Below are 13,264 nucleotides of genomic sequence, written 5' to 3'. Positions count from 1 at the left end.
AGGATGTTGATGTAGAATTAAAAGAAGTTGGGTCAGGAGTTTTACTTTTTAAAATTTTAAAACGATCTGGAGGGTGTTGGATGAGTACATACGACAAAATAAGGCTTATGCAGGACCGGAAGCTGGCCATCCGCCAGGGCGGTGGCCCAGAGAGGATTCAAAAGCAGCACGAGAGCGGCAAACTGACTGCTCGCGAGAGGATTGAACGGCTGGTGGACCCAGGCAGTTTTGTCGAGATCGATGCGTTTGTGGAGCATCGCTCGGTGGAGTTTGGCCTGGATAAGATGAAGATGCCTGCCGATGGAGTGGTGACAGGCTATGCCACCATCGATGGTAGGCCCGTATATTTGTATTCTCAAGACTTTACCGTGATGGGCGGTTCGCTGGGCGAGATGCACGCCAAGAAGATCACCAAGATAATGGACATGGCCATGAAGACGGGCTGTCCCATCATATGCATCAACGACTCGGGTGGGGCAAGGATCCAGGAAGGCATAGACGCCTTAAGCGGCTATGGTGAGATCTTTTTCCGCAATACCATGGCCTCCGGCGTTGTGCCGCAAATTTCGATAATAGTAGGGCCGTGTGCCGGTGGGGCGGTCTATTCTCCAGCGCTTACCGACTTTGTGTTCATGGTGGATAAGATAAGCAAGATGTTTATAACCGGTCCGCAGGTGGTTGAGGCGGCAACGGGTGAAAAGGTATCGGCGGAGGATTTGGGCGGCGCTTTGACCCACAACAAGATTAGCGGCGTTGCGCACTTCATAAGTGCTACCGAGGATGAGTGCTTTGCTTCGGTGAGGAAGCTTTTGAGCTATCTGCCGCTCAATAATATGGAGGACCCGCCGCTTTATGAGTGCCAGGACGACCCCAACAGGCTGGCACCTGAACTTAATGACATCATTCCTGATAGTCCCAACAAGGCTTATGATGTGAAGGATGTAATCAAGCAGGTAGTGGACTACGGCGAGTTTTTCGAGGTCCAGGCGCTGTATGCTCCCAATATCGTTGTGGGGTTTGCGCGCCTCAATGGCAGGTCGGTAGGCATTGTGGCCAATCAGCCCAGTGAGCTGGCGGGATGCCTGGATGTAAATGCATCCGATAAGGCGGCACGATTTGTGCGCTTCTGCGACGCATTCAACATCCCGCTCATAACCTTTACCGATGTACCGGGATATCTGCCGGGTGTGGACCAAGAACACGGTGGCATCATACGGCATGGGGCAAAGCTCCTTTATGCATATTCCGAGGCAACTGTTCCAAAGATCAACGTGATTTTGCGCAAGGCATATGGCGGCGCGTATATAGCCATGAGCAGCAAGCATCTGGGGGCTGATATAGTAATGGCATGGCCTACGGCCGAGATTGCTGTGATGGGGCCTGAGGGTGCTGCCAACATCATATTCAAGAAGGATATAGAAAACGCATCTGATCCGATTCAGGCCAGACAGCAAAAGATTGAAGAGTACCGTGAGCGCTTTGCCAATCCATATGTGGCTGCTGCCCGCGGCTATGTCGATGACATAATTGAGCCTGAGGCTACAAGGCCAAGGCTTATAAGCGCTCTTCAGATGTTAGAAGGCAAGCGCGAAAACAGGCCACCCAAAAAGCATGGTAATATACCTGTCTGATCAGATTGAAATGAGGTGGGTAAAATTGAACATTGTTTTGGAAAGCTTAAAAGTGATGTTTCTTGGTATGGGAACCGTATTTGTTGCCTTGATTGGTCTGGTATTCATAATCAAAGCCTTGCATAGGCTTACCGATAAAAATGCACGTTTGCAAGGTGCAACTAAGCCTGAGCAGGTTTTTGAACCTGCACAGAAGAGCGACGCGGTTAATAATGCTGTTCAACTTCAGTGGAAGGATGAAGAGGATGAGGAGTTGATAGCGGTTATAGCTGCTGCTGTTGCAGCTTCCCTTCATCGTTCCACCCACGATATCGTTGTCAGATCCATAAGGCGCGTTCCTTCCATAACGCCCATATGGAACAGGGTTGGTCGTCAAGAACAAATCGCAACGAGGCTTTAAAAAATAATCATTTTAAGGAGGAAGTAAAGATGAGAAAGTTTATCATAACTGTTAATGGAAAATCCTATGAGGTTGAAGTGGAAGAATTGACAGTCCAAACTGGAAGTGCTGCTGTACAGCTTGCGCCTGTAACTCCGGCGGCACCGGCATCTCAACCTGCTGCTCAGCTGGCACCTCAAGCTGCTGCGGCTCCTAAGCAGGAAAAGGCTGCTGAGCAAAAGTCAAGTGCGCAGCCCATACCCAGTGGAGCCGAGCTGGTAAAGGCGCCTATGCCGGGTACCATACTGGACGTAAAGGTGAATGTGGGAGACGAGGTAAAGAGAGGGCAGGTATTGTTGATACTTGAGGCCATGAAGATGGAGAATGAGATCATGGCGCCCAGAGATGGTAAAGTTGTTTCCATCCAGGTAAGTAAAGGAGCGTCGGTAAACGCAGAGGATGTGCTGGTGGCGTTGCAGTAAAATACATCTTAGGAGGTAAAGCAATGGACAAACCATTTGTTGAAGTAATATTGGATTTTATTCGAGACTCGGGCTTTGCTGTCATAACATGGCAGCAGGCCTTGATGTTACTTATATCCTGGTTTCTGATTTATCTGGCCATAAAGAAGAAATATGAACCTTTATTGCTTTTGCCCATAGCGTTTGGAATGATGCTTGCCAATTTACCCTTAGCAGGGTTGACTGCCGAACCGCAGTATGAGATGGTGAACGGTCAGATGAAGCTAAAACAGATAGGAGGGCTTTTGTATTACCTGTATCAGGGCGTAAAGCTAGGCGTGTACCCTCCACTCATATTCCTTGGCATTGGGGCCATGACTGATTTTGGGCCGTTGATTGCCAATCCCAGTAGCCTGTTGCTGGGGGCAGCTGCACAGCTAGGAATATTTGCTGCTTTTTTTCTAGCAAGGTTGCTTGGGTTTGACAACAACGCTGCTGCTTCAATAGGCATAATCGGTGGAGCTGACGGTCCTACAGCCATATTTCTGACCTCAAAATTGAAGCCGGAGCTTTTGGGGCCGATTGCCATCGCTGCCTATTCGTATATGGCTTTGATACCTATGATTCAACCGCCCATCATGCGGGCACTTACCACCAAGAAGGAGCGCCAGGTAGTGATGAAACAGCTCAGGCCGGTATCCAAGCTGGAGAAGATTTTATTCCCCATTGTGGTAACTGTTGTGGGTTCACTGCTTGTACCTTCTGCGGCGCCTTTACTTGGGATGCTCATGCTGGGCAACCTCTTCAGGGAGAGCTTTGTGGTAGACCGGCTCAGCAAGACGGCGCAGAATGAGCTGATAAACATAATCACCATATTCCTGGGTGTTACGGTGGGGGCAACGGCTACCGCTGAAAGGTTTTTGTCTCCCGATACACTCAAGATTATTGCGTTGGGACTTGCAGCGTTTGCATTTAGCACGGCAGGCGGTGTATTGTTTGGCAAGGTTATGTATTGGGCAACAAAAGGTAAAGTCAATCCGTTAATAGGGTCAGCTGGGGTGTCGGCTGTGCCCATGGCTGCTCGCGTATCTCAAGTGGTGGGCCAACAGGAGAATCCGTCCAACTTCCTTTTGATGCATGCCATGGGGCCCAATGTAGCCGGCGTTATCGGTTCGGCCATTGCGGCAGGAGTGCTTCTCAACCTGTTTGGTTGATAGTTTAAACTTTTGAATAGGAGGCTATTCATATGGCGAAGGTAATGATAACCGAAACTGCTTTCAGGGATGCGCATCAATCATTGATTGCTACCAGGATGACCACTGAAGAGATGCTGCCTGTAGCAGAGATGATGGATGAAGTGGGATATTACTCCCTTGAGATGTGGGGCGGAGCAACCTTCGATGCCTGTTTGAGGTTTTTAAATGAAGACCCGTGGGAGAGGCTCCGCAAGATACGAAAAAGGGTAAAAAAGACCAAACTGCAGATGCTGCTGAGGGGGCAGAATCTGCTGGGATACAAACATTATCCCGATGATGTGGTCAGGGAATTCGTCAAGAGGGCAGTGGGCAACGGGATAGATATCATTCGTATATTTGACGCATTAAATGACGTAAGAAATCTCGAGACAGCCATTCGAGCCACCATCGATGAAGGCGCTCACGCACAGGCTACCGTTGTGTACACAATTAGCCCCATACACGATATACAGCACTATATAGATACCGCCAAAACTTTGGAGCAGATGGGAGCCCATTCTCTGTGTATAAAGGATATGGCCGGGCTTTTGACGCCTTACAGGGCATACGAGCTGGTTACCGAGCTTAAAAAAGCCGTAAAGATACCCATCCAGGTTCACTCCCATTACACCAGCGGTTTGGCATCCATGACTTATCTAAAAGCCATAGAGGCAGGGGCTGATGTGGTGGATTGCGCCATTTCGCCAATGGCTCTTGGCACTTCCCAGCCGGCCACCGAGCCTCTGGTGGCTGCCCTCAAGGATACGCCGTACGATACCGGGCTTGACCTTGACCTGCTCAGCAAGATAGCCGATTACTTCAGGCCTTTGCGCGAGAAATACATCAGCGAGGGCTTGCTCAATCCAAAGGTGCTATCGGTAGACGTAAATACCCTGCTTTATCAGGTGCCCGGTGGAATGCTCTCTAACCTGGTATCTCAGCTCAAACAGCAAAACAGGCTGGATAAATACGAAGAGGTCCTCAAAGAGGTGCCCAGGGTACGCGAAGATTTAGGCTATCCGCCGCTGGTAACCCCGACCAGCCAGATGGTGGGAACCCAGGCGGTGTTCAATGTCGTACTCGGCGAGCGCTATAAGATGGTGCCTGCCGAGGTAAAAGCCTATGTAAGGGGTGAGTACGGCAGACCTCCAGGAGAGATAAAGGAGGAGGTACGCCGAAAGATCATAGGCGACGAGCAGCCCATCACTTATCGTCCGGCCGATGCTCTGGAGCCGGCGCTGGGCAAGTATCGTGAGGAGATAAAGGCGTATATGGAACAAGAAGAGGATGTGCTCACTTATGCCATGTTCCCGCAGGTGGCCTTGAACTTCTTCAAGTACCGCCAGGCACAGAAATACAAGATTGACAGTACCTTGCTCGATGAGGAAAACAAGGTGCATCCCGTTTAATTGAAGTGAACCTAGAACGAAGGTGGGTTGGAGAGGGTGGTGAGCAGGCGAGGCAAAGGCCTGTGGCTTGCTTATCACCTTTTCGTTTTACTTCCCGTGCTTTGCTTCTTAAATTTGTAAAACCAGTTTTGTTTATGTATTCCATGTGTGGTTTGTATTTAGCATTTGTGATGGAGATATATGACGTTAGGGCAGTTGCTGGTATACCTTAATACTCTCACACGGCTGCCGGGTTTTATCCTTTTTCCGCATTTGAGGCATGTGTAATTTCGTTTATAAAGGATGTCTTCGCTTATCTCCACATTGAGGTGGCCATATTTTTTCCAGCTTTTCCAGCCGGTCTTACACAGCAGGTGGCGTCTGTCGTAATCGGCGTACACCCAGCGCAGTATCCTGTGAAAGTGCAGGGGATACCGGGTGTACTTTACGTACTGGATGGGCAGGCCAAGGCTTAAGGCATATTTCTGGAAGGTGTTTTCTATTGCCCCCTGCAGGGGGTCCTTGATCTTTGTGCTGTTTATGTTAAATCCCTCCTGCTTCAGCTTATGCCTTACCGTTTCAAACATGTATCCCTGGCAGATCTGTATCTCCTCGCGCTTGCTCACGTTTAGCTTTGATATGAGCGAATATACTATCTCCTCGCATTTGTCTATGTATGCCTTTTTTTCAAAGGCGCCTTCATAATAAAATTCAACGGGAATGAAGTCAAAGACGAGTTCGTTGGTCTCCACGCGCATGGCGCCAATGCAGGTACCCCCTATCAGGCTTCCACTCCCGGCGTCGTCGATTTGTACCAAACACATTCACTCCTTGGCGTTTTATATTTAACAATATTAAAATTTTCCCTCTGCTTACTTTCCTTAAAATTGTTCTGAGTTTTGTACGTTGGTCATCACCCGAAGATATTTTACCATATTTTTAGCAACTCATCTTCATTTTATAGTAGAAATATGGAGTTTTTTTGCGCATGCTCCGATAAAATCGTGTAAATGCTCGGAGATGGTAGTAAAATACTAAGAGGAAGCTCAGAAACAAAGCGTGTTGAGCGGTGCCTGCATTTGGTGGTATAATAGTGTAGACAAAAGAGGATGTAGAAGGAGATGAAGTATGAGGATTTTGGTGTGCAACGATGACGGTATTTCTTCGAAAGGAATTATTCAGCTGGCACAAAGCATGAGCAGGATTGGGGAAGTGGTGGTAGCCGCTCCCGATGAAGAGAGGAGTGCGACAGGCCATGCTATAACGCTACATAAGCCCCTCAGGATAGAGCCGGTAAAGCTTCCTGATGTGGATGTTGAGGCCTATTCTATCAACGGTACCCCGGCTGACTGCGTAAAAATCGGGGTGGATGTCATTATGAAGCGAAAAGTAGACTTGGTCATATCTGGCATCAACAGAGGACCCAACCTGGGCACTGATGTCATATATTCAGGTACTGTGTCGGCAGCCATTGAAGGATGTATCCTTGGCATCCCGTCGGTTGCCATATCGCTGGTATCGTACGAATCCAATGACTTTTCGTATGCCGGTGAGGTAGCGGTTGAGGTAACCCAAAAGCTGCTTCAACACGGATTGCCCAGAGGGGCTTTGCTCAACGTAAACGTGCCGGCGTTGCCAAAAGAGGAGATAAAAGGGATAAAGGTTGTGCGGCTGGGCATACGGCGATATGCCGAGACATATATCAAGCGACTGGATCCGCGAGGCAAGCCGTATTACTGGCTTACGGGCGAGGCTATGGAAACTTCTCAAGAAGATATGCAGCTGGATACCGATATAGCTGCTGTAAGTCAAAATTATATTGCGATTACGCCAATTCACCTGGATTTGACGCTGTATCCTTTTATGGACACAGTGGCAAGCTGGTTTAAAGGGCAATGATTGAGGAGTTTAAAAGGAAGGTGGGATGTTTGATGGAAAATGAGAGCATGCCATCCCATGCCGTAAGGGCGGTTTTGGACATAAAGAATTTCCCTGACCTCTATAAGATAGTGGACTTTTTGAACAAAAATCTAAAGGACAGGGGCCTTATTTTCGGGCTCAGCAAAAAGGATGAGGAAACCATGCGCATATCTATATATGAAATTGGCAATATGAATAAATAAAGTCTTAAACTTGCAAATTGAAGATAATGTGTTAAAATATCTTTATAGGCATCCAAGGAACCTTGTTTGAGGAGGATATTAATGGTAGATAATGAAGATTTGCTCCAGAGGATTAGCGAGCGGTACAAAAAGATGAGCAAGGGCCAAAAGCTTATTGCGGATTACATCCTGAACAATTACGACAAAGCCGCTTTCATGACGGCGTCCAAGATAGGCCAGAAGGTGGGGGTAAGCGAGTCCACTGTGGTAAGGTTTGCTAATATGCTAGGCTATGAGGGGTATCCGCAGCTTCAAAAGGCGCTGCAGGAAGTAATTCGCAATAAGCTGACAACGGTGCAGCGAATAGAGATGACCTCCGAGCTTGATGAATCCACCCTCTTAAAGACGGTGTCAAAGATGGACATAAATAATATACGCCTCACCGTTGAGGAGATAGATAAAGAGGTTTTCAACAGGGTGGTGGATAAGATATTTTCAGCGAGAAGTATATATGTGTTGGGTTTAAGAAGCGCTGCGCCTCTGGCTCAATTTATGGGATATTATCTGAGCTTCATATTTGAAAAAGTAAGAGTGGTGACCTCCGGGGTTAACGATATATTGGAGCAGCTCATTCACATTCAGCCGCAGGACCTGCTAATTGGCATAAGCTTTCCCAGGTATGCAAGGCGGACGGTAGAGGCCATGGCATTTGCTAAAAACAAAGGGGCCGAGACGGTAGCCATAACCGATTCGCTGCTGTCGCCTCTTACGTCTTATGCAGACCACATATTGTTGGCAAGAAGCGATATGGCCTCCTTTGTCGATTCGTTGGTGGCGCCCTTGAGCCTTATCAATGCCCTGATTGTGGCTGTGGGCATTCGCAAGAAGGCCGATATCTCATCCGATTTTCAAGAACTTGAGAGGATATGGGACGAATACCAGGTGTATATTGGTAAGGATCGTTCTTAAGGGGAAATATGGCGTGTTTGTTTATATTGTAAGGCACGGGGAAACCGAATGGAACATTGAGGGCAGAACGCAGGGGGCCTGCGACATAGGGCTGACCGATGAAGGGCGCAGACAGGCATTGCGGCTGGCCAGGCGCCTCAAAGGTGTGCCGATTAGGAAAATATACTGCAGCGACTTGAAAAGGGCTTTTGAGACTGCTTCAATCATAGGGAACGAGATTGGTCAGCAGTGGGTGGCCACTCCGCTTCTAAGGGAGGCCTGTTTTGGGGAGTGGGAAGGCCACACCATAGGCGAGATCGAATGCATTTTCCCGGGACAGCTATCCCGATGGTATCGTGACCATACCTTTTGTGCTCCAGGCGGGGAAAGCTTAAGTTGCGTCAGGGAGAGGATAATCAAGTTTATAGACCAAATCAAGTCTTTAGAAATAGCACAGGATGAGGGTATCCTGGTGGTCTCCCACGCTTTGACCTGCAAAGTGCTTATATTGGAGCTTATGGATCTGCCATTATCTTATATCAGGAGAATCAAACAGGACAATACAGGCTTGACTGTGATAAAGGTGTTGCCTGAAGGTAATGTGCTCATTTCGCTCAATGAAACGCACCATGTTGCTGATTGAATGTCACTTGTACTACATGGCTTGTCAGGTTATAATGATAGGTGAAGGGTTTGTGATGGCGAGATAAAAATATAAAGCCGGTGATGGAGGGCATGGGATGAATTTGGTGGGAAGCAAAGAGGTTGCCCGGGCAGCCATAGAGATGTCGTTGACCCGGACCAGGGAAGAAGAAAAGGCGTTAAAGGAACAGCTGCATCGCGAGGGTATAAGCGCTGCTGCGGTTGATTATGGCGGTGAATTCATAACTTCGGTTAACAAGATTGTAGAGCGGGCCGTTGTGGCTGCTAAAAGAGAAGGGGTAATAAGCGAAACGCATCCGGAAGAAGGGGCAGTGGCGGGAGCAACTAGGGAAGCCATTTCGCAGATCATGAACAAGGCCATTGGCCTTAACGTAGGTGGTAAGATAGGGATTGCCAGGTGCGGTGACCACATAAGCGTGGCTTTGTTTTTTGGCATAGGAATGATCCATTTAAACGAGGTGGCTATTGGCCTGGGACATAGGGTGGTATAGTTGAGGTGTTTTTTATATGCACATTAAAGCCATAAGGGGAGCTATAACCGTCGAAGAAAATACGCGCCAGGAGATTCTGGACAAGACAAAAAGGCTGTTGCGTGCTATAATAGATAAAAACGCTTTGCGATATGAAGACATAATCAGCGTTATATTTACGGCTACAAGGGATCTGGACGCGGTATATCCTGCGGTTGCTGCCAGGGAGATGGGCATGACCCAGGTACCGCTTTTATGCTGTCAGGAGATGTATGTGGAGGGTAGCCTGAAAAAGTGTATAAGGGTGCTCATACACGCATATTGGGATGATGACAGAGCTCCGCATCATGTATATCTTGAAAAAGCAGTGGATTTAAGGCCAGATATTACACAAACTTGAGCTTCAGAGGAGTGTCTCGATGAAGACGATTGCCATTGCTATAGACGGCCCTGCAGGGGCGGGTAAAAGCACCATAGCTAAGATCGTTGCCCAGAAGCTGAACATACATTATCTGGATACGGGAGCCATGTACCGTGCGGTGGCTTTAAAGGTGCTGCAGGAAGGTTTGGACCCCTCAAATCATGAACAGGTCATATCAATTCTCCCATCGACTCACATCGGAGTTACATACCAGCACAGGCTTCAACGCGTATATCTGGATGGGCAAGATGTCACCCATCTGCTCAGACAGCCGGAGGTGGCTAAGGCCGCTTCAGAGGTAGCGGTCATTCCCGAGGTGCGCATAAAGCTGGTGGAGCTGCAGCGGAGCATAGCGCAGAATTATTCGGTGGTGGTAGACGGAAGGGATATAGGGACCTTTGTATTGCCCAATGCCGATAGAAAGTTTTATTTGACGGCTACGTTGGAAGAGAGGGCAAGGCGCCGATGGCTGGAGATGCGTGAGAAGGGCTATAACCAAAGCCTGGAGGATGTTAAAAAAGAGCTTGAGGCCCGTGACAGGAACGATATGAACAGGACTTTTGCGCCCTTACGGAAAGCGGAGGATGCTATACTCATAGATACGACGGGGAAATCGATTGAGCAGGTGGCCAATGAGGTATGCCGATATTTGACGGATATATTTGCTGATGGCTTGTAAAAGAAAGGCGGGGTGATACTTTTGTTCTATAAATTGGCACGGGCTATAGTGCGCCCCATAATGTTTTTGCTCTTCAGGCTCAGGGTTGAAGGGATTGAAAACTTTCCGATGGAAGGCAAGACCATCGTGTATTCAAACCATATCTCGCTGCTAGACCCCATACTGATTGGGTGTGTGCTGCCGAGGCAGGTGTTCTTCATGGCCAAAGTGGAACTGTTTAAAATTCCGCTGCTTCGAACCATAATCAGGCATTTGGGGGCTTTCCCAGTAAAGCGGGGTTCGGCAGACCTGTCGGCTATCAAACACTCCCTTCAGGTGCTCAATGAAGGAAAGGTGTTTGGTATCTTTCCTGAAGGCACGAGAAGCAAGACCGGGTTCCTACAAAGCTTTTCACATGGCATAGCTTCCATTGCTCATAAATCCAGGGCGAAGATTTTACCCATTGCCATTGTGGGGCAGTATAGATTATTCAGGCCGATAACGGTCAAGATCGGCAAACCATTGAATTTTGATGATTACTTTGACCAAAAATCCAATACCGAGCTTCTCGAGAAGATGGCTGATGAAATGGAGCAGGCGCTTAAAAGTTTGCTCAGCGCTTAAGCTTAAAATCAGGAGGAGACTTTGGTTTTGAACGTCATAGTGGCAAAAAATGCAGGTTTTTGTTTTGGCGTCAGGCGCGCTGTGGAGGCGGTTTATAAACAGCTTGACAGGCCGGGTAAGGTTTACACTTACGGGCCTATTATTCATAACCCGCAGGTGGTGGAGGAGCTAAAGGCAAAAGGAGTCGTCATTGTAGAGGATTTGGATCATATAGAGGAAGGTACCATTATAATTCGTTCCCATGGCGTGCCGCCGCACGTTTATCAGCAGATGAAAGAGAAAGGGTTGCATGTGGTTGATGCCACATGCCCTTATGTAAAGCGGGTTCACAATCTGGTGAGCAAATATCACAGCAAGGGTTATCAGATTGTCATAGTTGGGGAGAAGGAACATCCCGAAGTAATAGGTATAAACGGCTGGTGCGGCAATTCTGCATTTGTGATTAATGATCCTGAACAGGTGGAGTTCCTGCCTCATATGGCCAAGGCTTGCGTGGTAGCCCAGACCACAACGTCATACCAGAAATGGGATGCAATAGTAGAGCGGCTTCACAGCAAAGTTGATCAGCTTAAAGTTTTCAATACCATATGCAATACGACCGCTGTGAGACAGGCTGAAGCTGAAGCCATCGCTAAGATGGTGGATGTGATGCTGGTCATCGGAGGTAAGAACAGCTCCAATACCCGAAAGCTTTACTCCATATGTAAGGCCCATTGCAAAAAAACCTTTGCTATTGAAACGGCGAAGGATATTGATGTTAATGCAATAGATCCAGGGGATAAGGTAGGCATTACCGCTGGTGCCTCTACTCCTGACTGGATCATCAAGGAGGTAATTGATATGGTGAGTCAATTGAATGAGGAAAAAACAGGTTCGACCTTAAACGAGGAACAACGGGAGAATGCCCAGGTTTCGGGGGGACAAGCTGTCCAGCAGGAAATGCAAAATGAAGCCCTTGAAAGCAGAAATCATGACCTGAAAGGCGGTGCAGATAAATCGGCGCCTGCAATGGAGAATGCGGTACAGCAGGAACAACCAGAGCCGGAGATGCCAGCTATGGAGTATTTTGAAAAGACGGTGGTATCCTTGAGGCCCGGTCAGGTTGTTCAGGGCACGATACTAAAAATAACGCCCGAAGAGGTCATAGTAAATCTGGGCTACAAGTCAGATGGCGTGCTGCCCATCAGTGAATTGACGTTGATTGACCCCTATACGGGGGAAGTCAAATGGCACGAAGGCGACCCTATAGATGTCCAGGTCGTGAAGATCGATGATGGCGAGGGTAACGTTCTCCTTGCACGTAAGCCCCTTGAAAAAAGGCTGGCATGGAACGAGCTTGAAGAGGGTTTCAAAAGTGGCAGAGAGTTTAAAGGTATCTGCACCGAGGTGGTAAAGGGCGGAGTGCTGGCCGATGTGAACGGTATTCAGGTCTTTGTACCTGCTTCGCACCTATCTACCCGGTATACAGAGGATTTAAATTCCCTTGTAGGGACGACCTTGCGGCTTAAGGTTCTGGAAATGGACCGGCGCAGGAACAGGGTAGTGGCATCCCAGAAAGTCATCCTCCAGGAGGAGGAAGAAGCCAGGAAGAGGGCGCTGTGGGATTCCATACAGGAGGGGCAGGTAATTACAGGAACGGTTAAAAAGTTGACTGATTTTGGCGCTTTTGTCGATATAGGTGGGATGGACGGGCTGGTACACGTATCTGATCTGTCATGGGGGCACATAGGTCACCCGCGGGAGGTTGTGCAGGAGAACCAGACCATAACCGTAAAGGTGCTTTCAGTGGATCGAGAAAGGGGAAGGATCGCCCTTGGATACAAGCAGATCCTTCCACAGCCCTGGGACAGCGTAGGGGAAAAATACCATGTAGGGGATGTTGTGGCCGGCAAGGTGGTAAGGCTCACCCATTTTGGGGCTTTTGTGGAGCTTGAGCCGGGCGTTGATGGGCTGGTGCATGTGTCTGAGGTGGCTGACAGGCATATCAACAAGGCGGCCGATGTGTTGCAGGTAGGGCAAGTGGTAAACGTTAAAATACTGGATGTGAAACCCGAACAGCGAAGGATAAGCCTCAGCATAAGAGAAGCGCTTCGCGAGCAGGAGGAAAAAGAAGCAGGCCAGGTGGAACAGGCATATCAGAATGATGAGGGCTTATCGGTTAGCCTGGGAGAGCTCTTTCCGGATAAATTGAAGTCCAAGAAACTTAAATAAAGGCAGCGTAAGCTGCTTTTATTGGTTTTGGATGTATAAAATTTTCGGTTGTGGTAAGACTAAATACTGAACC

At 48.4% G+C, this 13,264-nt stretch carries 15 protein-coding genes; 14 read left to right on the top strand and 1 reads right to left on the bottom strand.

The window, feature by feature from the left end:
- The first annotated feature begins 80 nt into the window (after positions 1–80).
- Genes KVG29_RS06470 through KVG29_RS06450 form a run of 5 tightly spaced genes read left to right on the top strand, consistent with a single transcriptional unit; the run spans position 81 to position 5,115 of the window.
- Positions 81–1,631 carry an acyl-CoA carboxylase subunit beta gene (locus tag KVG29_RS06470; protein ID WP_252227423.1) on the top strand — a complete coding sequence of 517 codons (1,551 nt, stop codon included), beginning with the start codon at positions 81–83 and terminating at the stop codon, positions 1,629–1,631.
- A 25-nt stretch (positions 1,632–1,656) separates the two neighbouring features.
- Positions 1,657–2,031 carry an OadG family protein gene (locus tag KVG29_RS06465; RefSeq protein WP_252227422.1) on the top strand — a complete coding sequence of 125 codons (375 nt, stop codon included), beginning with the start codon at positions 1,657–1,659 and terminating at the stop codon, positions 2,029–2,031.
- Between the two features lie 29 nt (positions 2,032–2,060).
- Positions 2,061–2,492, top strand: coding sequence for a biotin/lipoyl-containing protein (locus KVG29_RS06460; RefSeq protein WP_252227421.1), 432 nt, complete (start codon positions 2,061–2,063; stop codon positions 2,490–2,492).
- A 23-nt stretch (positions 2,493–2,515) separates the two neighbouring features.
- Entirely contained in the window at positions 2,516–3,685 is a 1,170-nt protein-coding gene (locus KVG29_RS06455; RefSeq protein WP_252227420.1) for a sodium ion-translocating decarboxylase subunit beta, read from the top strand.
- Between the two features lie 32 nt (positions 3,686–3,717).
- The gene (locus tag KVG29_RS06450) at positions 3,718–5,115 is read left to right on the top strand and encodes an oxaloacetate decarboxylase subunit alpha (protein ID WP_252227419.1); all 1,398 of its coding nucleotides are present in this window, start codon (positions 3,718–3,720) and stop codon (positions 5,113–5,115) included.
- A gap of 158 nt (positions 5,116–5,273) precedes the next feature.
- On the opposite strand, the gene KVG29_RS06445 is transcribed toward KVG29_RS06450, so the two are convergent.
- Positions 5,274–5,912, bottom strand: coding sequence for a hypothetical protein (locus tag KVG29_RS06445; protein WP_252227418.1), 639 nt, complete (start codon positions 5,910–5,912; stop codon positions 5,274–5,276).
- Positions 5,913–6,222: 310 nt separating this feature from the next.
- On the opposite strand from KVG29_RS06445, the gene surE reads away from it, so the two are divergent.
- From surE to KVG29_RS06400, 9 genes are all read left to right on the top strand, one after another.
- Complete coding sequence (gene surE / locus KVG29_RS06440; RefSeq protein ID WP_252227417.1) at positions 6,223–6,993, top strand: 5'/3'-nucleotidase SurE; 771 nt, start codon at positions 6,223–6,225, stop codon at positions 6,991–6,993.
- A gap of 47 nt (positions 6,994–7,040) precedes the next feature.
- Positions 7,041–7,217 (top strand): YpmA family protein, encoded by a 177-nt coding sequence (locus KVG29_RS06435; RefSeq protein ID WP_252227493.1) that lies wholly within the window; start codon positions 7,041–7,043, stop codon positions 7,215–7,217.
- 81 nt (positions 7,218–7,298) lie between these two features.
- Positions 7,299–8,165: a MurR/RpiR family transcriptional regulator gene (locus KVG29_RS06430; protein ID WP_252227416.1), complete on the top strand. Its 867-nt coding sequence runs from the start codon at positions 7,299–7,301 to the stop codon at positions 8,163–8,165.
- Between the two features lie 13 nt (positions 8,166–8,178).
- Positions 8,179–8,787: a histidine phosphatase family protein gene (locus KVG29_RS06425; protein WP_252227415.1), complete on the top strand. Its 609-nt coding sequence runs from the start codon at positions 8,179–8,181 to the stop codon at positions 8,785–8,787.
- Positions 8,788–8,884: 97 nt separating this feature from the next.
- Complete coding sequence (locus KVG29_RS06420; protein WP_025746545.1) at positions 8,885–9,298, top strand: HutP family protein; 414 nt, start codon at positions 8,885–8,887, stop codon at positions 9,296–9,298.
- A 16-nt stretch (positions 9,299–9,314) separates the two neighbouring features.
- The gene (aroH, locus tag KVG29_RS06415) at positions 9,315–9,677 is read left to right on the top strand and encodes a chorismate mutase (protein ID WP_252227414.1); all 363 of its coding nucleotides are present in this window, start codon (positions 9,315–9,317) and stop codon (positions 9,675–9,677) included.
- A gap of 19 nt (positions 9,678–9,696) precedes the next feature.
- The gene (gene cmk / locus KVG29_RS06410; RefSeq protein ID WP_252227413.1) at positions 9,697–10,377 is read left to right on the top strand and encodes a (d)CMP kinase; all 681 of its coding nucleotides are present in this window, start codon (positions 9,697–9,699) and stop codon (positions 10,375–10,377) included.
- 21 nt (positions 10,378–10,398) lie between these two features.
- On the top strand, positions 10,399–10,980 hold the full coding sequence (locus KVG29_RS06405) for a lysophospholipid acyltransferase family protein (RefSeq protein WP_252227412.1): 582 nt from the start codon (positions 10,399–10,401) through the stop codon (positions 10,978–10,980).
- 27 nt (positions 10,981–11,007) lie between these two features.
- Positions 11,008–13,191, top strand: coding sequence for a bifunctional 4-hydroxy-3-methylbut-2-enyl diphosphate reductase/30S ribosomal protein S1 (locus KVG29_RS06400; RefSeq protein ID WP_252227411.1), 2,184 nt, complete (start codon positions 11,008–11,010; stop codon positions 13,189–13,191).
- Positions 13,192–13,264 lie beyond the last annotated feature (73 nt).

Origin of the sequence: Caldicoprobacter algeriensis, from assembly GCF_023838525.1 — a bacterium.
GTDB lineage: Bacteria > Bacillota > Clostridia > Caldicoprobacterales > Caldicoprobacteraceae > Caldicoprobacter > Caldicoprobacter algeriensis.
Note: the sequence above shows the minus strand (reverse complement) of the source record. Positions and strands in the feature narration are given on the sequence as shown.

Excerpts from the sequence above, each read along its gene's own strand:
- KVG29_RS06470 (WP_252227423.1), top strand. The coding sequence starts at position 81 with ATGAGTACATACGACAAAATAAGGCTTATGCAGGACCGGAAGCTGGCC.
- KVG29_RS06460 (WP_252227421.1), top strand. The coding sequence starts at position 2,061 with ATGAGAAAGTTTATCATAACTGTTAATGGAAAATCCTATGAGGTTGAA.
- KVG29_RS06455 (WP_252227420.1), top strand. The coding sequence starts at position 2,516 with ATGGACAAACCATTTGTTGAAGTAATATTGGATTTTATTCGAGACTCG.
- KVG29_RS06450 (WP_252227419.1), top strand. The coding sequence starts at position 3,718 with ATGGCGAAGGTAATGATAACCGAAACTGCTTTCAGGGATGCGCATCAA.
- surE (WP_252227417.1), top strand. The coding sequence starts at position 6,223 with ATGAGGATTTTGGTGTGCAACGATGACGGTATTTCTTCGAAAGGAATT.
- KVG29_RS06435 (WP_252227493.1), top strand. The coding sequence starts at position 7,041 with ATGCCATCCCATGCCGTAAGGGCGGTTTTGGACATAAAGAATTTCCCT.
- KVG29_RS06430 (WP_252227416.1), top strand. The coding sequence starts at position 7,299 with ATGGTAGATAATGAAGATTTGCTCCAGAGGATTAGCGAGCGGTACAAA.
- KVG29_RS06420 (WP_025746545.1), top strand. The coding sequence starts at position 8,885 with ATGAATTTGGTGGGAAGCAAAGAGGTTGCCCGGGCAGCCATAGAGATG.
- aroH (WP_252227414.1), top strand. The coding sequence starts at position 9,315 with ATGCACATTAAAGCCATAAGGGGAGCTATAACCGTCGAAGAAAATACG.
- cmk (WP_252227413.1), top strand. The coding sequence starts at position 9,697 with ATGAAGACGATTGCCATTGCTATAGACGGCCCTGCAGGGGCGGGTAAA.